Origin of the sequence: Micromonospora sp. DT63 (genome assembly GCF_049841615.1) — a bacterium.
GTDB lineage: Bacteria > Actinomycetota > Actinomycetes > Mycobacteriales > Micromonosporaceae > Micromonospora.
Genome location: NZ_JBNCKQ010000007.1, coordinates 413,042 through 435,145, shown reverse-complemented (window position 1 = coordinate 435,145; position 22,104 = coordinate 413,042). Strand labels below are relative to the sequence as shown.

The 22,104-nt window shown below is 75.2% G+C and carries 17 protein-coding genes; 14 read left to right on the top strand and 3 right to left on the bottom strand.

Annotation, left to right across the window (positions count from 1 at the left end; genetic code table 11):
• On the bottom strand, positions 1–1,251 hold a 1,251-nt coding region (locus ACLQ27_RS25890), incomplete at its 3' end, for a hypothetical protein (protein WP_425869093.1).
• On the opposite strand from ACLQ27_RS25890, the gene ACLQ27_RS25885 reads away from it, so the two are divergent.
• Together ACLQ27_RS25885 and ACLQ27_RS25880 are read left to right on the top strand one after the other, a co-directional pair.
• Positions 1,240–2,274, top strand: coding sequence for a hypothetical protein (locus tag ACLQ27_RS25885; RefSeq protein ID WP_425869103.1), 1,035 nt, complete (start codon positions 1,240–1,242; stop codon positions 2,272–2,274). The genes ACLQ27_RS25890 and ACLQ27_RS25885 overlap by 12 nt on opposite strands.
• The gene (locus tag ACLQ27_RS25880; RefSeq protein ID WP_308195431.1) at positions 2,271–3,296 is read left to right on the top strand and encodes an HAD-IIA family hydrolase; all 1,026 of its coding nucleotides are present in this window, start codon (positions 2,271–2,273) and stop codon (positions 3,294–3,296) included. Before ACLQ27_RS25885 ends, ACLQ27_RS25880 begins: the two co-directional genes overlap by 4 nt.
• An 18-nt stretch (positions 3,297–3,314) precedes the next feature.
• Here ACLQ27_RS25880 and ACLQ27_RS25875 read toward each other — a convergent pair whose 3' ends face one another.
• Positions 3,315–3,653: an SCP2 sterol-binding domain-containing protein gene (locus ACLQ27_RS25875; protein WP_234591035.1), complete on the bottom strand. Its 339-nt coding sequence runs from the start codon at positions 3,651–3,653 to the stop codon at positions 3,315–3,317.
• A 111-nt stretch (positions 3,654–3,764) separates the two neighbouring features.
• On the opposite strand from ACLQ27_RS25875, the gene ACLQ27_RS25870 reads away from it, so the two are divergent.
• From ACLQ27_RS25870 to ACLQ27_RS25850, 5 genes are all read left to right on the top strand, one after another.
• Positions 3,765–4,415, top strand: a complete 651-nt coding sequence (locus ACLQ27_RS25870) for a phasin family protein (RefSeq protein WP_425869091.1) — start codon at positions 3,765–3,767, stop codon at positions 4,413–4,415.
• Positions 4,412–4,717 carry a hypothetical protein gene (locus ACLQ27_RS25865; protein WP_425869089.1) on the top strand — a complete coding sequence of 102 codons (306 nt, stop codon included), beginning with the start codon at positions 4,412–4,414 and terminating at the stop codon, positions 4,715–4,717. The genes ACLQ27_RS25870 and ACLQ27_RS25865 overlap by 4 nt, the downstream gene beginning before the upstream one ends.
• 37 nt (positions 4,718–4,754) lie before the next feature.
• Positions 4,755–5,615, top strand: coding sequence for a TlyA family RNA methyltransferase (locus ACLQ27_RS25860; RefSeq protein WP_234591030.1), 861 nt, complete (start codon positions 4,755–4,757; stop codon positions 5,613–5,615).
• Positions 5,616–5,706: 91 nt separating this feature from the next.
• Positions 5,707–6,591 carry an NAD kinase gene (locus ACLQ27_RS25855; protein ID WP_234591028.1) on the top strand — a complete coding sequence of 295 codons (885 nt, stop codon included), beginning with the start codon at positions 5,707–5,709 and terminating at the stop codon, positions 6,589–6,591.
• A gap of 162 nt (positions 6,592–6,753) precedes the next feature.
• Positions 6,754–10,473: a S8 family serine peptidase gene (locus ACLQ27_RS25850; RefSeq protein ID WP_425869087.1), complete on the top strand. Its 3,720-nt coding sequence runs from the start codon at positions 6,754–6,756 to the stop codon at positions 10,471–10,473.
• Between the two features lie 57 nt (positions 10,474–10,530).
• Here the strand turns inward: ACLQ27_RS25850 and ACLQ27_RS25845 are convergent, their stop codons facing one another.
• Positions 10,531–11,544, bottom strand: coding sequence for a helix-turn-helix domain-containing protein (locus tag ACLQ27_RS25845; RefSeq protein ID WP_357489255.1), 1,014 nt, complete (start codon positions 11,542–11,544; stop codon positions 10,531–10,533).
• Between the two features lie 102 nt (positions 11,545–11,646).
• On the opposite strand from ACLQ27_RS25845, the gene recN reads away from it, so the two are divergent.
• The 7 genes from recN to ACLQ27_RS25810 all read left to right on the top strand — a co-directional run bounded on the left by recN (position 11,647) and on the right by ACLQ27_RS25810 (position 22,021).
• Positions 11,647–13,404 (top strand): DNA repair protein RecN, encoded by a 1,758-nt coding sequence (gene recN, locus ACLQ27_RS25840; protein WP_425869085.1) that lies wholly within the window; start codon positions 11,647–11,649, stop codon positions 13,402–13,404.
• A 119-nt stretch (positions 13,405–13,523) separates the two neighbouring features.
• On the top strand, positions 13,524–14,702 hold the full coding sequence (gene steA, locus ACLQ27_RS25835; protein ID WP_234591007.1) for a putative cytokinetic ring protein SteA: 1,179 nt from the start codon (positions 13,524–13,526) through the stop codon (positions 14,700–14,702).
• 27 nt (positions 14,703–14,729) lie between these two features.
• On the top strand, positions 14,730–15,671 hold the full coding sequence (locus ACLQ27_RS25830; protein WP_234590973.1) for a copper transporter: 942 nt from the start codon (positions 14,730–14,732) through the stop codon (positions 15,669–15,671).
• A gap of 73 nt (positions 15,672–15,744) precedes the next feature.
• Positions 15,745–16,611, top strand: a complete 867-nt coding sequence (locus ACLQ27_RS25825) for a hypothetical protein (RefSeq protein ID WP_357489259.1) — start codon at positions 15,745–15,747, stop codon at positions 16,609–16,611.
• A 1-nt stretch (position 16,612) separates the two neighbouring features.
• Positions 16,613–18,307, top strand: a complete 1,695-nt coding sequence (gene murJ / locus ACLQ27_RS25820; protein WP_425869083.1) for a murein biosynthesis integral membrane protein MurJ — start codon at positions 16,613–16,615, stop codon at positions 18,305–18,307.
• A gap of 31 nt (positions 18,308–18,338) precedes the next feature.
• Positions 18,339–19,505 (top strand): glycosyltransferase family 4 protein, encoded by a 1,167-nt coding sequence (locus ACLQ27_RS25815; protein ID WP_357489264.1) that lies wholly within the window; start codon positions 18,339–18,341, stop codon positions 19,503–19,505.
• Entirely contained in the window at positions 19,505–22,021 is a 2,517-nt protein-coding gene (locus tag ACLQ27_RS25810) for a hypothetical protein (RefSeq protein ID WP_425869081.1), read from the top strand. Before ACLQ27_RS25815 ends, ACLQ27_RS25810 begins: the two co-directional genes overlap by 1 nt.
• The last annotated feature ends 83 nt before the right edge of the window (positions 22,022–22,104 follow it).

The window sequence follows — 22,104 nt, the reverse complement described above, 5'->3', positions numbered from 1 at the left end:
GGTGGCGACCGCGATGGGTCGCGTTCGGGTGCCCCGCGCGAGGGTGGCGGTTTCCGCGGTGGCGACCGTGACGGTGGCTTCCGTGGCGGTGACCGTCGTGAGGGTGGTTTCCGTGGTGGGGACCGCGATGGGTCGCGTTCGGGTGCCCCGCGTGAGGGTGGCTTCCGCGGGGGTGACCGTGACGGTGGCTTCCGTGGCGGTGACCGTCGTGAAGGCGGCTTCCGTGGTGGCGACCGCGATGGGTCGCGTTCGGGTGCCCCGCGCGAGGGTGGCGGTTTCCGCGGTGGCGACCGTGACGGTGGTTTCCGTGGTGGCGACCGTCGTGAGGGCGGCTACCAGGGTGGCGCCCGCACTGGTGCGCCGCGTGAGGGTGGCTTCCGTGGCGGGGACCGCGATGGATCGCGCTCCGGTGCCCCGCGTGAGGGTGGTTTCCGCGGCGGCGACCGTGACGGTGGTTTCCGTGGCGGTGACCGTCGCGAGGGTGGCGGCTTCCGTGGCGGTGACCGCGAGGGTGGTTTCCGTGGCGGTGACCGTCGTGAGGGCGGCTACCAGGGTGGCGCCCGCACTGGTGCGCCGCGTGAGGGTGGCTTCCGTGGTGGCGACCGCGATGGATCGCGCTCCGGTGCCCCGCGTGAGGGTGGTTTCCGCGGCGGCGACCGCGAGGGTGGCTTCCGTGGCGGCGACCGTCGTGAAGGCGGCTTCCGGGGCGGTGAGCGGGACGGCTCCCGTGCGCCGCGTGAGGAAGGTTTCCGTGGTGGCGACCGTCGTGAGGGCGGCTACCAGGGTGGCGGCGACCGTGGCCGTTCCGGCCCGCCGCGCGAGGGTGGCTTCCGCGGTGGCGATCGCGAGGGCTTCCGGGGCGGCGACCGTGGTGGCTCCCGCCCGGGTGCGCCCCGGGACGGCGGGCGCGAGGGCGGCTTCCGGGGAGGTGACCGTCGTGAGGGCGGCTACCAGGGAGGTGACCGTCGTGAGGGCGGCTTCCGCGGTGGTGACCGTCGTGAGGGCGGCGCGTCCCGTGAGGGTGGCTTCCGCGGTGGCGACCGTGACGGTGGGTTCCGGGCCGACGAGCGGCCGCGTCGCGAGGGCGACTTCCGGCGCGACGACCGTGGCGCGGGACCGGAGTCGTCCGAGAACGGGCGCACGCTGGCTCCGGTGCTGCCGGACGACATCGCCGCGACCGACCTCGACAAGGACGTCCGTGCCGAGCTGCTCTCGCTGAACAAGCCGGTCGCCGAGACCGTGGCCCGACACCTGGTCGCCACCGGTCAGCTGATCGACGAGGACCCGGCCGAGGCGTTGGCGCACGCGCTGGCCGCCCGACGGCTCGCGTCGCGTATCTCCGCGGTCCGTGAGGCGGTCGGCCTGGCCGCGTACCACGCGGGGGAGTGGCAGACGGCGATCGCCGAGCTGCGGACGTACCACCGGATGACCGGCCTGCAGAGTCACCTGGCCGTGCTCGCCGACTGCGAGCGCGCCCTGGGCCGGCCGGAGCGGGCCATCGACCTGTTCCGCGGCGCCGACCAGGCGAAGCTGGACCAGGCCGTCGCGATCGAGCTGCTGATCGTCGCGGCCGGGGCACGAGGCGACCTTGGCCAGAAGGACGCCGCTGTCGCGATGCTCCAGGTGCCGGACCTCACCAGCGAGGCGACGGTGCCGTGGACGGCGCGACTGCGGTACGCGTACGCCGACGCGCTGCTCGCGGTGGGCCGACGTGAGGAGGCCCGCGAGTGGTTCTCCCGCGCCGCCGACGTGGACACCGAGGGCGAGACCGACGCCGCGGAGCGGTTGCTGGAACTCGACGGCGTCGTCATCGAGGGAGATGACGAGGACGAGGCCGAGGAGATCGCCTCGGGCCCGGGTGCGCCCGGCTCGGTGCCGGCCCAGCCGGACACCGACCTGACCGCGGGCGACGCCCGCGACCGGGACGCCGACGACTCCGACACGTCCGACCGCGAGACCGACGCCGGGGCCATCCTCGACGAGGGCGACGACGACTTCGACGAAGACGAAGACTTCGACGACGACGACGACGACGACGACGAGGACGACGAGGACTTCGACGACGACGAGGAGGACGGCGTCGTCGGCCACTCGGGCGACCGTGCGGACGTCGACGGCGAGGACGAGGACCGCCACCCGGACGCGAGCGGTACCTCCTCGGCAACCGCCACTGACTCGACCACGCCGGCCAGCGATGCCCGTGCAGATGACACGGTCGACGGCGACGGCACCGCCCCCACCCGGGGTGACGAGCCGGAGGCGACGCAGCGGTGAGCGCGGACGCCGGGAAGCGGCTGATCGACGGGTACACCCTGGTGGTCTTCGACCTGGACGGGGTGATCTACCTGATCGACCGGCCGATTCCCGGCGCGGTCGACGCGGTGGCACGGCTGCACGCCGAGGGGCGGGCGGTGGCGTACGCCACCAACAACGCCTCACGTCGTTCCAGTGACGTCGCCGACCTGCTGACCGGGATGGGCGTGCCGGCGCGGCCGGAGGAGGTGCTCACCTCCGCCGCCGCCTCGGCCGAGCTGCTGCGGGAGCGGCTGCCGGCCGGAGCGCCGGTGCTGGTGGTCGGCGCGGAGGCGCTGCGCGCCGAGCTGCGCGCGGTCGGGCTGACCCCGGTCAGCCGTGCCGACGAGAAGCCCGCGGCGGTGGTGCAGGGCTACGGTCCGCAGGTCGGCTGGGCCGAGCTGGCCGAGGCGTCGGTCGCCGTACGGGCCGGTGCGATGTGGGTCGCCACCAACACCGACCGGACGCTGCCCAGCGCCCGGGGCCCGCTGCCGGGCAACGGATCGCTGGTCGCGGTGCTGCGCACCGCGTTGGAGCGGGACCCGGACCTGGTGGTCGGCAAGCCGGAGTCGGCGCTGTTCGAGACCGCCGCCCGGCGCGGCGACGGCGGCCGGGCCCTGGTCGTCGGGGACCGGTTGGACACCGACATCGAGGGCGCCCGCCGCGCGGGACTGGACAGCCTGCTCGTGCTCACCGGCGTCAGCGGCGTACCCGAGCTGCTCGCTGCCGAGCCACGACGGCGGCCCACGTACGTCGCGCGGGACCTGGCGGGGCTCTTCGACCCGGCGGCGGCCGTGCAGGTCCCCGGCTCGACGGACGCCGGCGGTTGGTCCGTCACGGACCGCGACGGGACACTGGAACTGGCCGGCGCCGGCCGGGATCTGGACGCCCTCGCCGCGCTCTGCGCGGCGGCGTGGTCGGCTCCGGAGCTGCCGGCGATCCGCCCGGTGGGCCCGGACGCGGCTGCCGCGCTGGAGAGCTTCGGGGTGTCCGCCGACGGGTGACGCCGCCGAGCGCGCTCGTCAGAGCAGCTTGCGCAGCTTCATCAGGTCGAACGGGTTGGCCTTGATCGACACCCGGCGGGACGTGACCGCCCTGGTGACGTCCAGGTCACCGCGGACCAGGGCGAGCAGATCGTCGCTGGACGTGCTCAAGGCGATCTTGGCCTTCGGGTCGTCACCGTCGGTCAGCTCGACCAGCCGGCCACCGCTGATCTTGCCGTGGAACGCCGTGTCCAGGTCGGTGATCCGGCAGGCCAACGTCCGTTCCAGGTCGATCCGTTCGCGGACCGTCTCGGCGTTGCGGTCCAACCGGGCGGCCAGCTCCTGCAACGCCTGCCGGCACTCGTCCACGCTGGCCACATCTCCCCCTCGCCGATCGCCACGCCGTCCCCGGCACCGTACCGCACGAGACAGTCCGGGGTGCCCGGTAGCGTGACACCTGCAGACCCCGCCCCATGGAAGGACTCAGGCATGCAGGACGCGTGGCGCGCATACCTCGAACTGGCCATGGGCCTGGCGGAGGCGCCCCGGAAGAAGGCCCAGGACGCCGTGCGTCGCCTCGTCGGCTCGGGCGGCGCGACCGCCGCCCAGCTGCAGGCCCTCGGCGAGGAGCTGGTCACCACCGGCGCCGCCAACCGGGAGGCGCTGACCAAGCTGGTCCGCTTCGAGGTCGACCGGGCCCTCGGCGCGGTCGGTCTGGCCACCGCCGACGAGGTGGCCGAGCTGACCCGACGCGTACGCGACCTGGAACGGCAGCTGCGCGAGGCGCGCGCCACCGAGCCGTCCGTGGCGCAGCCCGCCCCGCAGCCGTCCCCCGGTCCCGCCCCGCAGCCGGCGGCCGAGCCCGCCCCGCAGGCCGGTCCGAGCGGCGCGGCGCAGCCCGACAGCGGCCCGGTGCCGTCGGACGGCCCCGCCGGAGCGCCCGTCTCCGCGCCGGTGGCCAAGAAGGCGCTGGCCAAGAAGGCTGTCGCGAAGAAGGCGATCGTGAAGAAGCCGCCCGCGACGATCAGCCGTACCGGGGACGACACCCCGACGCCTGTCGTGCCGGACGACACCCCGACACCTGCTGTCATGCCGGCGAAGAAGGCCGTCCGTAAGCGCCGCCCGGATGGTGACTCGTGAGCGACGGCGCGCGTCCGGGCCCGCCGCCCGGCATCCGCCCCGGCCCGCCGGGAGGCTTCCGGCCCGGTCCGCCGCCGGCCGGGTCGTTCGCCGCCCGGCCCGGCCCGCCGGTGGGCACCCGCCCCGGCCCACCGTCCGACGGCCTCGACGTCGGCGACGACACGGCCCGCCACCCGGCGGTGGACGCGGCCGTGCGGGCCATGGACAACGCGGCGACGCTCGCCCCGGCCGACCAGATCGCGCAGTACGAGGCGGCCTACGAGACGCTGCGCGAAACGCTCGCCACCATCGACCAGACCTGACCACTGCGACCAGCCCGACAGACCGGAGAACCACCCCATGGCACGTCGCAACCGGCTGGACGCCGAACTCGTCCGCCGCGGGCTGGCCCGCTCGCGTGAGCAGGCCGCCGCGCTGGTCGAGGCCGGCCGGGTCCAGCTGCGCGGAGTGCCCGCGCGCAAGGCCGCCGCGATGGTCGACCCCGCCGATCCGCTGCTGGTCACCGGCGCTGACCCGACCGAGGAGTACGTCTCGCGGGGCGGGCACAAACTCGCCGGGGCGCTGGCCGCGTTCGGCCGCGCAGGGCTGCGCGTCGCCGGGCGGCGCTGCCTGGACGCCGGCGCGTCGACCGGAGGCTTCACCGACGTGCTGCTGCGCGCCGACGCCGCCGAGGTGGTGGCCGTCGACGTCGGCTACGGGCAGCTCGCCTGGTCGCTGCGCACCAACGAGCGCGTCCGCGTCCTGGAACGCACCAACGTCCGTACCCTCGTCGCGGACGCGATCGGCGGGCCGGTCGATCTGACGGTCGCCGACCTGTCGTTCATCTCGTTGCGGTTGGTGTTGCCGGCCCTGGCCGGCTGCACCCGCGACGACGGCGACCTGGCGCTGATGGTGAAGCCGCAGTTCGAGGTGGGCAAGGAGCGGGTCGGCGCCGGCGGCGTCGTGCGCGACCCGGCGCTGCGCGCCGAGGCGGTGCTCGACGTGGCGGCCGCGGCGGCTCAGCTCGGCCTCGGTCTGGCCGACGTGGCGGCCAGCCCGCTGCCCGGTCCCAGCGGCAACGTCGAGTTCTTCGTATGGTTGCGGCGGGGCGCACCACCGGCCGACCCGCAGCGCGTGCGGGCCGTGGTGGAGGCCGGGCCGAACGGCCCGACGACGGCCGGCGACGTGCCGGGCGTGGCGGCGGAGGAGGTCGCAGGGTGAACGCGTACAGCGAGCGGCGCACGACGGCCGGCGGCCGTGCCGGTGCGGCGATGGCGGCGTGCCGTCCGACGGCGGACGGGTGGGCGTTCCGATGAGCCGCACGGCGCTGCTGGTGACCCACACCGGTCGTCGACGCAGCACCGAGCACGCCCGGTCGGTCGCGGCCGACCTCATCGCCGCGGGCTTCGAGGTGCGGGTGGTCGCCGAGGAGGCCGAGGATCTCGACCTGCCCGGGACGGTTCCGGTCACCGGCCCGGAGGCCGCCGAGGGCGCCGAGATCGTCTTCGCGCTCGGTGGGGACGGCACCTTCCTGCGCGCGGCCGAGCTGGCCCGCCCGGCGAAGGCGCCGCTGCTCGGCATCAACCTCGGCAAGGTGGGCTTCCTCGCCGAGGCGGAGATCAACGATCTGGACACCGCGGTCCGGGACGTCGTCGAGCGCAACTACACAGTGCACGAGCGGCTCACGCTCGACGTCACTGCCGAGTTCGACGGTGGCCCGACCATCGAATCCTGGGCGCTCAACGAGATCAGCGTCGAGAAGGGGGAGCGGGCGCAGATGCTCGAACTCCTCGTCGACGTGGACGGCCGCCCGCTGTCCCGCTACGGCTGCGACGGGGTGGTCTGCGCCACCCCCACCGGCTCCACCGCCTACGCGTTCTCCGGCGGCGGTCCGGTGGTCTGGCCGGAGGTGGAGGCCCTGCTGCTGGTGCCGATCAGCGCGCACGCGTTGTTCAGCCGGCCCCTGGTCACCGCGCCCACGTCGACGTTCGTCATCACCGTCGACCCGTTCACCACCCTCGCCGTGCTCGCCTGCGACGGCAGGCGGGTCTACGACCTGCCGCCGGGCGCCCGGGTGACGGTGCGTCGCGGCGCCCTGCCGGTACGCATCGTCCGGCTGCGCGCCCGTCCGTTCACCGACCGGCTGGTCGCCAAGTTCGGTCTGCCCGTGCACGGGTGGCGGGGCAGCCGCCGGTAAGTGACGGTGACGCACACCGTCGGTGTCCGGCGGGTGTCCACCTGACGACATGTCGCCGCTGCGGCGGCGCAAGGCTAGTGACCTGGTTGTGTGCTGCGTCGCAGACTCCGATCGGTCCTCATCTACGGATGGCGGGCCCACCGGAGTTAAGGAGCGCATCGCATGCACTGGTCCCCCCGCTGGCTCAGCGCCGGCGCGGTCGGCGTACTGGTGGTCGGCCTCGCCGCACCGGCGTCCGCCGAGCCGCCCGCCCGGCCCACCGGCCCGAGCCTGGGCACGTCCGCCCCGGGCGCCGCGCCCGTCCGCATCACCCTCATCACCGGCGACCAGGTCGAGCTGGCTCCGGCCGCGCCGGGCCGGGTCGCCGCCACCGTACGCCCGGGACCCGGGCGTGAGCGGGTCATCTTCCAGACCCTGGAGGTCGACGGCGGGCTGCGGGTGCTGCCCAGCGACGCCCTGCCCTACGTCTCCAGCGGCGTCCTCGACGCCAACCTGTTCGACGTGCAGGAGTTGGCCGCCGACGGCTACGGCGACGCCGCACAGGGCGCGCTGCCGCTGATCGTGCGCTACCAGGAGCCGGCCGCCGGCCGGGTCCGGCCGCTCGGCGGCGTCACCGACGCCCGCCCCCTGGAGAGCATCAACGGTGCCGCGTTGCGGGTCGGCAAGGCCGACCTCGGTGGACTGTGGAGCACCCTCGCCGGGACACCGGCGAGCCGGACCACGGCCGCCGCGCCCCGACTGGGCGGCGGTGTCGCGCACGTCTGGCTGGACGGGCGGGTGCACCCGACGCTGGAGCACAGCGTCCCGCAGATCGGCGCCCCGACGGCCTGGGCGGCCGGGCGCGACGGCAGCGGCGTGAAGGTGGCAGTGCTCGACACCGGCGTCGATGCCACCCACCCCGACCTGGCCGGACGGATCGCCGAGGCGCGGGACTTCTCCGGCAGCGGCAGCGCCCGCGACGGCCACGGCCACGGCACGCACGTCGCGGCCACCATCGCGGGCAGCGGCGACGCGTCGGCGGGTCTGCGCAAGGGCGTCGCGCCCGGCGCGCGACTGCTGGTCGGCAAGGTGCTCGACGACGGCGGCTCGGGCTACGACTCGGCCATCATCGCCGGCATGGAGTGGGCCGCCCACTCCGGGGCGAAGGTCGTCAGCATGAGCCTCGGCGGCGACCCGACCGACGGCACCGACCCGATGAGCCAGGCGGTGAACGACCTGACCGCCGAGACCGGCGCGCTCTTCGTGGTCGCCGCCGGCAACGCGGGTGCGGCGCGTACCGTCGGCTCGCCGGGCGCGGCCGCGGCGGCGCTCACCGTCGGCGCGGTGGACCGCGACGACAACCTGGCCGAGTTCTCCAGCCGGGGGCCGCGCCTGGGCGACAACGGCCTGAAGCCGGAGATCACCGCGCCGGGCGTCGGCATCGTCGCCGCGCGGGCCGCCGGCACCACGATGGGTACGCCGGTGGGCGACGCCTACACGACCGCGTCCGGCACCTCGATGGCCACCCCGCACGTGGCGGGCGCGGCGGCGATCCTCGCGCAGGACCACCCGGACTGGTCCGCCGGCAAGCTGAAGGACGCGCTGGTCAGCACCACGAAGGCGAACCCGGCGCTCACCGTCTTCGAGCAGGGCGGCGGTCGGGTGGACGTGGCGCGGGCCCTCACACAGCGGGTGTACGCCTCGGCCACCGTCGACTTCGGTCGGATCACCACCGGTGGCGCGGCGGTGCAGCGCACCGTGACGTACACCAACGACACGACGGGCGCGCAGACCCTGCGGTTGGCCCTGGATCTGCGCAACCTGGACAGCGGCGCGGCCGCGACCGACGGAGTCTCCGTCGGGTCCGGCGAGGTGACCGTGCCGGCGGGCGGCAGCGTGGCCGTGCCGCTGCGGGCCGACCCGGCGAAGCTGGGCCGGGGCCCGCACGGCGGTTGGCTGGTGGCCACCGGCGCGGACGGTGTCGCCGTCCGCACGCCGGTGGGTCTCACCGTCAGCGGCCCACTGCACCAGGTCACCGTGAAGGTGCTGGACCGGCAGGGTCAGCTGACCCTCTCGCCGGGGCTCACCCTCTACGGCGAGCAGCCCGAGTCGGACTTCTGGGGCTGGTGGCCGGGCGAGGGCACCCTGCAGGTCGAGGAGGGCACGTACCTGCTGACCGCGCTGGTCGAGCACGGCGCCCCGCTCGACGAGCAGCTGACCGAGGCCGTCGAGCCGGAGCTGACCGTCGACCGGGACCTGACCGTGGTGCTCGACGCCCGCAAGGGTACGCCCGTGCGGATCGAGACGCCGAAGCCCAGCGAGCAGCGGGCCACGCTCAGCTACTACGTGCACCGGGTGTTGGGCAACGGCCGGCAGATCGACCACGGCGTCATGGCGTACAGCACGATCCAGCAGGTCAACGTCACGCCGACCCGCCCGGTACGCCAGGGCGAGTTCGAGTTCGCCTCCCGCTGGCAGCTCGTCGCGCCCATGGTGGACGCCACGGTCAGCGGGGTGTCCGGTCCGTCGGACATCAACCTGCTGGGCACGTCGCCGGCGCCGACCGGTCGACGGAAGCTGCCCCTGGTCTGGGCCGGCACCGGAACCCCTGCCGAGCTGGCCCGGGTGCGGGGCGCGGCGGCGCTGCTCGCCGCCGACCCGGACCGTAACGAGGATGAGCAGGTGGCCGCCGCGGCGGCGGCCGGCGCCGCGGTGGTGCTGATCGTCCGACCGGAGGACCGGACCGCGTGGACGGTCTGGCGGCCGGCAGGCGAGCGGCTGCCGATCCCGGCGATGGTCGTCGCGTACGACGACGGGCAGCGGCTGATCGCGGCGGCGCGCAAGGGCCGGGCGACCCTGGACCTGACGCTGAGGGTGGACAGCCCGTACCTGTACGACGTGTGGCAGGTGTCCAAGGGCCGGGTGCCGGAGCGGATCGTGCACACGGTGACCGCGAAGAACACCGCCGAGGTGACCGCCAGCTACGGCGACACGGGCGCGGGCTGGGCCACCGAGGAGCGGTTCGGCTGGCGTCCGTGGCAGGAGTACTCCTGGAACGACGACCAGCGCCTGGTCCGCAACGGGACCACCCGGCAGGAGTTCGTCAGCGCCGGGGACAACTGGTGGCAGCACCGGGTGCTGCACAAGGAGATGTTCATGCAGTGGGGGCAGGTGACCGGTGGGCTGACCCAGGAGCCCCGGCGGTACGCCGCCGACGACCGGGTGACCGAGACCTGGCACGCCCCGGTGGTCCGTCCGGCCGTGCCGGCCAGCGGAGCGCCGGTGCCCACCCGGGCGGGCGACAGCCTGGACGTGCGGATGCCCGAGTTCGTCGACGCCGACGGGCACTACAGCGTGGCCGGCAACAGTGAGGAGGCGGACACCGTCGAGGCTCGCCTCAGCCGCGACGGTCGGCAGATCGCCGACCTGTCCGGCGGTTGGACGCCGGTACCGACCACCGCCGGGGCGGCCCGCTACCGCCTCGACGTGACGACGCGGCGGGCCTCGGACCAGTGGCGCTACGCCACCCGCACCGACACGTCGTGGCAGTTCACCTCGGCCCGCCCGGCGGGCGACGCGGCCGTGCCGCTGTCGCTGCTGCAGGTGGACTACCGGGTGCCGGCCGACCTGCTCGGCACCGTACCCGCCAACCGGCCGCACCAGCTGGGGCTGACCCTGCGCCAGCCGACCGGAGTCGCCGCGCCGATGGGCACCAGCCTGACGGTGCAGGTCTCCTTCGACGAGGGCGTCACCTGGCGGCCCGCGCCGACGCGAGGGTCGGGTACCCGCTGGACCGCCACCGTGCCGGCCGGGCGCGGAACCGTGTCGCTGCGGGTGCACGCCACCGACCGGGCCGGGAACTCCGTCGACCAGACGGTGCTGCGGGCGTACGGCCTGCGCTGACTCCGCGCGTGTCCGGCAGGGCCCGCCGTCGCTTTCCGACGGCGGGCCCTGCCGCGTTCAGAGCCAGCCGCGCCGGGCGACCTGGAACGCCAGCCCGGGTCGGGTGTCCACGCCGGCGGCGTCCATCAGCTCGGCGAGGCGGCGCTGCACCGTCCGGCGGCTCACCCCGAGCTGGGAGGCGATGGACTTGTCCGGTACGCCGGCCACGAACAGCGACAGCAGCCGGGCCTCGTCGGCGTCGGGCCGGTAGCCGTCGACCGGACGGTCGTCGGCCTCGTCGCGCCGGCCCTCGGTGGCGGCGAGCGGGTCGTCGAGTCGCAGTCGGGTGGCCACCCGCCAGTGGCTCTCGAAGAGGGCCAGCAGCGCGTCGAGCAGCTGGCTGCGGCCGATCACCGCGGCACTCGGCTCGCCGCCGTCCCGGTCGGGCACCAGCGGACAGATGGCGGTACGCGCGTCCACGATGGCCAGTCGGACGGGCAGCCGGTCCAGCACGCGGGCCTGCTCGCCGGCGGCCACCCCCTTGGCCAGGTCGGCGAGCGCGCCCGGTTCGAGCAGCAGGTCCCGTTCGTAGATGGCCCGGTAGCTCACCCCGCGGGCCAGCGCGTCGAACTCCTCGACGTTCTCCGGGCCGGCCATGGCGAGGGGGTTCGCCCGGCAGAACCAGAGCACCTCGTTGCGGGCCGAGTTCTGCAGGTCGCGCAGTCGGTCGCGCAGCACCCGACCGCCCCGGATCACCTCGACCAGGTGGTCCACGTGGTGGCGGCGCAGCCCGGAGCGGTACTCCTCGGCCAGTTGGGTGACCCGGCGCCGGGCCGCCTCCAGGTCCTCCTGGCGGCGCAGCAGCGTCGCGCCGAGGGCGACGTCCGGGGCGGTCGGGCGCAGCGGGGCGTCCGGGTCGTTGTCGGTGGGCTGCACCAGCCCCTTGGCCCGTAGCGCCTCGACCTGCTCGACGACCTGCGCCCGGGGGCGTCGCAGCCGGCGGACCAGTTCGTCGACACGGGCCGTGGTGAGCTGGAGCAGGCAGCGGTAGAGCTCCTCCTCGGCGGGGGTCAGGCCGATCACGTCCAACACGGGGCAAGACTGTACGTCGGTGGGGTGCGGGGCGTGCCGGTGCCCGGTCGTGGGGCCCGTCGGCTGGTCAACTGTCGGCCCTCGCGTCTACTGTCGGGTGCTGTGCTGGAAGAGCTGCGCATCACCGGACTCGGCGTCATCGAGGACACCACGCTGCCGTTGACCGGCGGGATGAACGTCATCACCGGCGAGACCGGTGCCGGCAAGACGATGGTGGTGACCGGCCTCGGCCTGCTCTTCGGCGGCCGGGCCGACGCCGGGCGGGTCCGTGCCCAACCGGGCCGGGCCGTGGTCGAGGGGCGGCTACGCCTGTCCGGCCGGGTCGCCGACGCGGTGCACGCCCGGATCAGCGACGCCGGTGGCGAGCCCGACGAGGACGGCTCGCTGCTGCTCAGCCGCACGGTGACGGTGGAGGGCCGCTCCCGGGCCCACCTCGGTGGCCGGAGCATGCCCGTGTCGATGCTGGGCGAGGTCGGCGAGCAGGCGGTTGCCGTGCACGGCCAGTCCGACCAGTTGCGGCTGCTGCGCCCGGCCGAGCAGCGGGCCGCTCTGGACCGCTTCGCCGGGCCGGCGCACGAGAAGCTGCTCGACGCGCTGCGTGAGGCGTACACCGGGTGGCGGCGGGTGGTCGACGACCTGGCCGACCGGCGGCGCAACGCCCGCGAGCGCAACCAGGAGGCGGACCTGCTGCGGCTGGGCCTCGACGAGATCACCCGCGTCGACCCGCAGCCCGGCGAGGACGACGAGCTGAAGACCGAGGCGCAGCGGTTGGAGCACGCCGAGGGCCTGCGGACTGCCGCGCAGGTGGCCCAGCAGTGCGTGGCGGGCGGCGCGGAGGCGGCCGACGAGACACCGGACGCGACGGCGCTGCTCGGCACGGCCCGGCGCACCCTGGAGGCCCAGGCCGGCACCGACCCGGCGCTGGGCGAGCTGGCGGCCCGCCTGGAGGAGGCGGCCACGCTGGTCACCGACGTCTCGGCAGAGCTGTCGGCGTACCTGGCGACGCTCGACGCGGACCCGGCCCGGTTGCAGCACGTCTACGAGCGGCGGGCCGCGCTGCGGGCGTTGACCCGCAAGTACGCCGACGACGTCGACGGCGTCATCGCCTGGGCCGACCGGGCCCGCACCCGACTGTCCGACCTGGACACCTCGGACGACCTGCTCGAGGAGTTGGACGCCGAGGGGCAGCGGCTGGCCGGCGAGGTGGCCGACCTGGCCTCCCGGGTGTCGGTGTCCCGGCAGGAGGCCGCGGTCCGCTTCGCCGACCAGGTCACCGTCGAGCTGGCCGGGCTGGCCATGCCGCACGCCCGGATCGAGGTGGTGGTGCTGCCGCGGCCGGCCGGGCGGGCCGAGCCGACGCTGACGATCAACGGCGTCGAGGCGGGTGTCGCGGCGGACGGCGGCGACGAGGTGGAGCTGCGGTTGCTGGCCCACCCGGGAGCGCCGTCGTTGCCGTTGCAGCGCGGCGCCTCCGGCGGCGAGCTGTCCCGGGTGATGCTCGCCATCGAGGTGGTCTTCGCCGGCTCGGGCGGTCCGCCCACGCTGGTCTTCGACGAGGTCGACGCGGGCGTCGGCGGCCAGGCCGCGGTGGAGATCGGCCGCCGGCTGGCCCGGCTGGCCCGCAGCCACCAGGTGTTGGTCGTCACTCACCTGCCGCAGGTGGCCGCGTTCGCCGATCGGCATCTGGTGGTGGCGAAGGACACCGGTGGCGCGGTGACCACCAGCGGGGTGCGGGTCGTGGAGGACACCGAACGCGCCCGTGAGCTGGCCCGGATGCTCGCCGGTTTGCCCGATTCGGATCTGGGTATCGCCCACGCCGAGGAGCTGCTGGCCGTGGCCGCCAAGGAAAGGCGGTTGTGACGCCGCGTATTGTGAGCGCAAGCACACCGGCTTGCGCCGACGTGTGCTTCCCTGGGTAGGCGGCCCTGCTCAGGCATGTCGCGACAGAAAAGCCTGCCTCACATGCCAGGATGGTCACGATGCGTCTACCCACGTTGCGCCGGAACCGAAACGCGGAGCCGGGCAGAGTCCTCGGCACCGCGCGCCTTGATCGCCGGACGAAACGGCTGGTCGGCCGGCTGCGCCCCGGTGACATTGCGGTCATCGACCACGTCGACCTGGACCGGGTGGCGGCCGATTCGTTGGTCGCTGTCGGTGTCGCGGCGGTGCTCAACGCCAAGCCGTCCGTCTCCGGCCGCTATCCCAACCTCGGGCCGGAGGTGCTGATCGCCGCCGGCATCCCGCTCCTGGACGACCTCGGCGAGGGCGTCTTCGAGCGGATCCGCGAGGGCGACCAGGTCCGTATCGAGGGCAACACCGTCTTCGCCGGCGAGGAGCCGGTGGCGCACGGCACCCTGCAGGACGCCGAGTCGGTCGCCAAGGCGATGTCCGACGCCCGGGAGGGGCTGTCGGTGCAGTTGGAGGCGTTCGCCGCCAACACGATGGACTACCTGCGCCAGGAACGCGACCTGCTGCTCGACGGCGTCGGCGTTCCGGACATCCAGACCCAGATCCAGGGTCGGCACTGCCTGATCGTGGTGCGCGGCTACGACTACAAGGCCGACCTGGACGTGCTGCGCCCGTACATCCGGGAGTTCAAGCCGGTGCTGATCGGCGTGGACGGCGGCGCGGACGCGCTGGTCGAGGCCGGGTACACCCCCGACATGATCATCGGTGACATGGATTCGGTCACCGACGACGTGCTGCGCTGCGGCGCCGAGGTGATCGTGCACGCCTACCCCGACGGGCGGGCGCCCGGCCTGCCCCGGGTCAACGGCCTCGGCGTCCCGGCCATCACCTTCCCGGCCGCGGCGACAAGCGAGGACCTGGCGATGCTGCTGGCCGACGAGAAGGGCGCGTCGCTGCTCGTCGCGGTCGGCACCCACGCCACGCTCGTCGAGTTCCTGGACAAGGGGCGCGGCGGGATGGCCTCGACGTTCCTGACCCGGTTGAAGGTCGGGGGCAAGCTGGTCGACGCCAAGGGGGTGAGCCGGCTCTACCGGCAGAGCATCTCCGGGTCGTCGCTGCTGCTGCTGGTGCTCTCGGCGATCGCGGCGATGGCCTCCGCGGTGGCCGTCTCCACCGTCGGGAAGGCGTACCTGGGCGTGGTCGCCGAGTGGTGGGACAATTTCGTGTTCCAGCTGTACCGGCTCTTCTAGTTCCCGACCGATCAAGAGGCTGCAAGCGTGATCAACTTCCGCTACCACGTGGTGTCCCTCACCGCGGTGTTCCTGGCTCTGGCGATCGGTCTGGTGGTCGGCACAGCCGCCCTCAACGGCCCGGTCGCCGACTCGCTCAAGGAGCAGGTCACCGGACTGCGCAAGGACAACCAGCAGTTGCGCCAGCAGGTCAACAGCATGGAGAAGCAGCTCGGTCTGGAGGAGGAGTTCGCCGAGCAGGTGTCCCAGGTCGTCCTCCCGGGCACCCTCACCGGACGCCGGGTGGTGGTGCTCAGCCTCCCCAACGGGCGCGACCACACCGAGGGCGTGCTCAAGAAGCTCCAGCTCGCCGGCGCCACCATCACCGGTCGGGTCGACCTGCAGGACAAGTTCATCAACCCGGACAACAACTCCAACCTGCTGGAGCTGGCCGTCACCGCCGCGCGGCCGACCGCGCAGACCACCGGCCTGCCGGGCAACGGGCACGGCGTGGAGACCTCCAGCGCGCTGCTGGCCAGCGTCCTGCTGGACCGCGCGCAGGGCACCGCGCCGGTCAGCGACGCCGACCGGCGGGCCGTGCTCGCCGCGTACAACAACGCCGGTTACCTGACCACCGACAACAACAAGGTCACCGGACCGGCCGAGGCCGTCGTCGTGGTCAGCGGGCAGCCGTACGTCGACAAGGACTCCGAGAAGCGGGACGAGTCCGTCGTCAAGATCGCCGAGCAGTTCGACCGGACCGGGGCGATCGTGGTGGGCGGCAACGGCTCCGCCGGCGGCAACGTCGTGTCGGTGGTCCGCGGTGACCCGGTGCTGTCGCAGACCATCTCCACGGTCGACAACGCCAACACCGTGCAGGGTCAGCTGGTCACCAGCCTCGCCCTGGTGCAGCAGCTCACCGAGAAGAAGGCCGGCCAGTACGGCGTCGGCGACAACGCCGCGTCCCTGCTGCCTAGACTGCCCCAGTGAGCGAACGACGTACCCCGGTGTCCGGAACCGACGCGCCTGAGCGGGCGACCCCGTGCCTGAGCGAGGTGGCGGAGTGAGGATGCTGGGCCGGCTGCTGATCGCCGGGGCCGGTGCCGCCGCCGCCCGGTACGCCCTGCGCGAGGTGCGGACCGCCCCCGTGGGGCCGGCGCTGCAACGCACCAACTTCCGGGGCCGGACGGTGACCCTGGCGGCCGGGCCGGCGCTCGCCGCCGGTGCGACAGCTGCGGGCGTCTTCGGCGCCACCAGCGCCGCCTCCGGTGGCGCCGCCCTGGTCGCCGGTCTCGGCGCCGGCGGTGTCGGGCTCTACGACGACGTGGTCGGCGCACGTCCTGAGCAGAAGGCGGCCAAGGGCTTCGCCGGGCACCTCGCCGCGCTGCGCGAGGGCCGGGTCACCGCCGGGCTGGTCAAGATCGCCGGGGTGGGCGCCGCCGGGCTGGGCGCGGCCGCGCTGCTCGCCGCCGACCCGCGGGTCGCCGCGCACCCGCGCCGGCAGCGGCACGGCGCCGTCGGCCGGGGGGTCGACGTGGTGCTCGGCGCCGGCGTGATCGCCGGCACCGCCAACCTGCTCAACCTGCTCGACCTGCGGCCCGGCCGGGCCATCAAGTCCGGCCTGCTGCTGGGCGTGCCGCTGGCCGGTGGCCCGCACGGCGGGATCGCCGCCGGCGCGGCCGGCGCCGCCGCCGGCCTGCTCCCCGACGACCTGTCCGAGGACGTCATGCTCGGCGACAGCGGCGCGAACGCGCTCGGCGCCCTGCTCGGCGTCGCGCTCGCCGCCCGCAGCGGCCCGCTCGGCCGGGCCGGTCTGCTGGCCGTGCTCGCCGGGCTCACCGCCGCCAGCGAGAAGGTCAGCTTCACGGCGGTGATCCAGCGCACCCCGGGCCTGCGGCAGCTCGACGCACTGGGCCGACGCGCCGACTGACGTGACCAGACCGGCACCCCTCGCCGGCGCCGGCCGGCTGGCCGGGGCAGCCGCGCTCATCGCCGTCCTCACCGTGCTCAGCCGGCTCGCCGGCTTCGGCCGTACCGCGGTGTTCACCTGGAGCCTCGCCCCGACCGACCTGGGCGGCGCCTACGTGGTGGCCAACGCGGTGCCGAACTTCATCTTCGAGATCGTCGCCGGTGGCGCGCTGGCCAGCCTCGTCGTACCGCTGCTGGCCGGGGCTGTGGAGGCCGGTGACCGTACGACTGTCGCCCGGACCACCGGCGCGCTGCTGACCTGGACGCTGGCCCTGCTGGTGCCGCTCGCGCTGGTCGTGGTGCTCTTCGCCGGCCCGGTGGTCGAGTCGCTGGGCCAGCATCTGACCGACGCCCAGCAGCAGAGCGGCGTACGGATGCTGCGGGTCTTCGCGCCGCAGTTGCCGCTGTACGGCGTCGGCATCGTGCTCACCGGGGTGCTCCAGGCGCACCGGCGCTTCGCCTGGCCGGTGCTCGCCCCGCTGCTGTCCAGCCTCACCGTGATCGTCGTCTACCTGGGGTTCACCGCCACCCAGGGCCGGTACGCCACGGTCGCCGGGGTGAGCTCCGGCGGCGAGTTGCTGCTCTCCGCCGGCACCACACTGGGCGTGGTGACGCTGTCGCTGTCGCTGCTCATCCCGGTGCGGCGGCTGCGCCTGGGGTTGCGGCCCGGGTTCGGGTTCCCCGCCGACGCGCGGGCCCGGGTCGGCGGGTTGGCGGTGGCGGGCGCGGTCACCGTCACCACGCAGCAGATCGCCCTGATCGTCAGCCTGAACCAGGTCACCGCGGGCGCGCGCAGCAATCCGGGCGTCTACAACCTGGCGCAGACCGTCTACCTGCTGCCGTGGTCGGTGCTCGCGGTGCCGCTGGCCGTCGCGGCCTATCCGACGCTCGCGGCCGCGCGGTCGGCCGGGAACGAGGACGGTTACCGGGCGACCCTGGCCCCGGCCGTACGCGGGGTGCTGCTGTTCAGCTGCCTCGGCGCGGCCGCGCTGGTCGGGACCGCCGGGCCGGTCGGGCACTTCTTCTTCCCCGCGTCCACCGCGCCGACCGCCGCCGCCGCGATCATCGGCTACGCCCCGGGCCTGGTCGGCTACGGCCTCTTCGCGATCCTCACCCGGGCGCTCTACGCGTGCGGGGAGACCCGGGCGGCGACCGCCGCGACCGCCGTCGGCTTCCTGGTGGTGCCGCCCGTCGTGCTGCTGCTCGGCGCGATCCTGCCGTTGACCGACCGGGTGCTCGCCGTGACGTCCGCCAACTCGGTGGGCATGGTGGTGCTCGGCGTGTTGCTCGTCAGCGCGGTGCTGCGCAGCGCCGGCCGGCCGGCGCTGGCCGGCGCGGCGCGCGCCGGGGCGGCCGGTGGCCTCGCCGGGCTGCTCGCCGCGCTCGCCGGACTGGGCGTGAGCCGCTGGCTCGACGGGCTGGACGGCGGCACCCCGACGACGGCCGCGGCACTCGGTCAGGGCATGCTGTCCGGGGTTCTGGTCGGTGTCGTGTTCCTCGTCGTGGTCTGGTTCGTCGACCGGCGGGACGTGCGGCCGCTACTGACCGGGGTGGTCCGCCGCCTCGGCCGGCGAGGGCCGCGAGGCGGGGCCGGCACGTCGACGCCGGGCGCGGTCCCCCCGGAGCGGGGCGACGGGAAGGAGACGGCGGTTCGGTGAGCGTTGTCAACGGGAACCGGCGGTGGTCGCGATGACCGGAAGCAGCCTGCCCGCCGGCTGGTCGGGCTCCGTGGCGCTGCTGCTGGCGTCCAGCACCGGTGGGGTCGGCCAGCACGTCCGCTCGGTGGCGCGCGGGCTCGTCGCCGCCGGGGCCACGGTGCTGGTGTGCGGGCCGGCGGCCACGCAGGAGCAGTTCGACTTCACCGGCGTCGGCGCGCGTTTCGAACCGGTGGAGATCCCGGCCAGCCCGACCCCCGCCGACGCGCGGGCGGTGCTCGCCCTGCGGCGGGCGCTCGCCGCGGCCCGGGTCGACGTGGTGCACGCGCACGGCCTGCGCGCCGGTCTCGTGGCCGTGCTGGCCCGTCCGTCCGCCCCGCTGGTCGTGACCTGGCACAACGCGGTCCTCGCGGGCGGCCTGCGCGGCGGGGTCTCGCGGTTCGTCGAGCGGGTGGTCGCCCGGGGCGCCCGGGTGGCTCTCGGCGCCTCCACCGACCTGGTCGAGCGGGCCGCAGCGCTGGGCGCCGCCGACGCCCGACTCGCCCCGGTCGCCGCCCCGACGCTGCCCGCACCCCGTCGACGCCGCGCCGCCGTGCGCGCCGAGTTCGGCGTACGGCCGGAGCAGCCGTTGCTCGTCTCGGTGGGGCGGCTGCACCCGCAGAAGCGCTACGACGTGCTGATCGACGCGGCCGCCCGCTGGCGTACGCGTACCCCGCCGCCGGTCGTCGTGATCGCCGGGAGCGGCCCGGCGTACCTGCCGCTCGCCGCGCGGACCTCCGCCGCCCGGGCCCCGGTGACCCTGCTGGGGCACCGCACCGACGTTGCCGACCTGCTCGCCGGCGCCGATCTCGCGGTGGTCACCAGCGACTGGGAGGCCCGGCAGTTGTTCGCCCAGGAGGCGATGCGGGCCGGTGTGCCGCTGGTGGCGACCGCTGTGGGTGGCCTGCCGGAGCTGGTCGGCGACGCCGCCGAGCTGGTCCCCGCAGGCGACGTGGACGCGGTCGACGCGGCGGTGCGCGCGCTGTTGGACGATCCGGAGGCCCGGGCCGAGCTGGGTCGGCGCGGCGCCGAGCGGGCGGCGACGTGGCCCACCGAGGCGGACACGGTGGCCGTGCTGGCGGCCCTCTACGCCGAGCTGGCCGCCCGTGGGACTCCTCCGGCCGCCCCCGGCTCTGACGCGCCGATGACGGGACACCGGTGATGGTGCGTCGACTCGCTCCCGCCCTGCTGACCGTGCTCGTGGTGGTGCTGGGCGTGACCGCGCTGGCCGCCCGGCCGCCGCAGGGCACCCCGCAGCGCACCGCCGACTTCGTGGTGCTCGCCGGGATCGCCGGGCTGCGCTGGGAGGACGTCGACCAGCAGAGCACACCGACGCTGTGGCGGATGGCCCGGGACGGCTCGATCGGCTCCCTGTCGGTGCGGTCCGCGCACCGGCCCACCTGCCCGGTCGACGGGTGGCTGACCCTCGGCGCGGGCAGCTTCGCCGCGTGGAACGGCACCCGGCCCGACGGCGGCTGCCCGCCCGCCGGCGTGACAGTGGAGCAACCGGACGGGATCGGCGCGAACCTGCCCGATCAGGAGAGCGTGGTCCAGTACAACCAGCAGCGGCTGCCCTGGGGCACCATGCCCGGGTCGCTGTCGGAGTCGGTGCGCTGCTCGGTCGCCGTGGGTCCGGGCGCGGCAGTGGCCGCCGCCCGCCCGTTCGGCCGGGTCGACAGGTACGCCGCGGGTCTGCCGGCCGATCCGCGCCGGCTGCTCGGCTCGTGCGTGCTGAGCATCGTCGACCTCGGCACGGTCGAGGGGACCGACCCGGCGGCGCGTGCCGAGCAGGCGCGGGCGGCCGACGCCCAGCTGGCCCGGGTCCTGGCCGCGCGGCCGGACCGGTCGCTGGTGCTGGTGGCCGGAATCTCCGACACCGAGCAGCCGTCGCGGCTGCACGTGGTGGTCGCTGACGGGCCGGGCTGGGAGCGGGGTTGGCTCACCTCGGCCAGCACCGGCCGCGACGGCTACCTGCAACTTGTCGACCTCGCGCCGACGGCGCTTGCCGCGCTGGGTCGGCCGATGCCGGAGCGGTTGTTCCTCGGCCGGCCGGCGGTCAGCACCGGCGGTCGACCGTCCGACCTGACCGAGGCGATCAACGCGCCGGCGAACGCCGACCGGGAGGCGATCGCCCAGCGGGCCGTCTCCGGCCGGTTCTTCGCCCTGCTCGCCGGGCTTCAGGTGCTGCTGGCGCTGGCGGTGCTGCCGTTGCTGCGCCGGGCCCGACCGCACGCCGGTCCGGCCGGCCCGACCCCGGTCTCCGCCCGCGTCGTGGCGGTGGTGGAGTTGTTGCTGGTGGCGGCGGCGTTGACCGTTCCGGCCGCGCTGCTCGCCGACGCCGTCCCCTGGTGGCGGGGCGAGCACCCGGGATGGATCTTCGCCGTGGTCACCGCGCTGCTGGTCGCGGGTGGCACCGCGGCGGTCCGGTTCGCCCCCGGGTACGCGAACACGCTCGGCCCGTTCGGCGCGGTGGCCGGCCTCACGACACTTGTCGTCGGGCTGGACGTGCTCACCGGGTCGAGCCTGCAGCTCAACAGCGTGGTCGGCTACTCGGCGTTGCAGGGTGGCCGGTACGCCGGGCTGAGCACTGTCGGGCTGGGCGTGTTCCTCGCCAGCGCGCTGGTGACCGGCGGGTGGTTCGCCCAGCGGGTGCACCGCCGCTGGCGGCCCGCGGTGATGGTCGCCGTGGGCGGTCTCGCCGTGGTGGTGGTCGGCAGCCCGTACCTGGGCGCCGACCCGGTCGGCGCCATCGCGCTGACGGCCGGGCTGAGTGTGGCCGCGGCGATCAGCGCGGGCGGCTGGCTCACCATCACCCGACTGGCGTGGGCCACCATGGCCGCCCTGGCGGTCGGTATCGGCTTCGCCGTGGTGGACCTGCGGCGCCCGGCGGCGGAGCGGGGGAGTCTGGGCCGGTTCCTGTCCGCGGTCGCGGACGGCACCGGCGGGTTCACCGTGCACCGGTCCAGCACGGCGAACTTCGAGACGTTGGTGAACAGCCCGTTGACCGTGCTGGCGCTGGCCGGTGGGCTGCTGGTGTGGTTCGCCCTGCTGCAACCGTGGGGCGGGCTGATGCGGCTGTTCGGCATCTACCCGGCGATCCGCGCCGCGCTGGGCGGCACGGCGGTCGCGGCGGTGCTGGGCGGCGTACTCGACGGCGCGGCGCTGGACGTGGCGGGGGCGGCGGCGGCCCTGGTGGTGCCGATGGCGGCGTTGGCGTCGCTGCGGGTCCTCGGACATGCCGCCGACCGGACCCGCCCGGGCACGGGCCGTGCCCGGGAGAACGGGGCCGACGACGACTCGGGCTCCGGTGGCGACGGGCCCGCAGGCGGGGGCGACGGGCCGGCCGGCGGGGGCGACGGTCCGACCGGTGGCGGTGGACCGCTGGGCGCGGGTCATCCCCGGCCGATCGGCGGCCCGCCCGCCGCGCCCCCACGAGCGGTCGTGCTGCCCGCGGGCCCGGACGGGCCGGTGGGCCCCGGGGCGGTCGACGCGCCGGTGGGCCCCGAGGTGGTCGACAAGCCCGCGCAGTCGCCGCCGGAGCGTCCGGCCGCGGACGCGGCGACCGGGACACCCTCCGCGCCGGCGCAGCGACGACCGGCGGATACCCAGGTGGACATGCCGGCGGACACCTCGGCCGCGCCGGCCACCCGGCCATCGACCGAGGTTGCCGCCTCCTGACCGTCGGGCGTCGTCCCGGTGGCCCGCTCCTGTCGCACCCGGGGTGCGGCCTGCGAGTACCCGCCGCAGAGGTGTTACCGTGG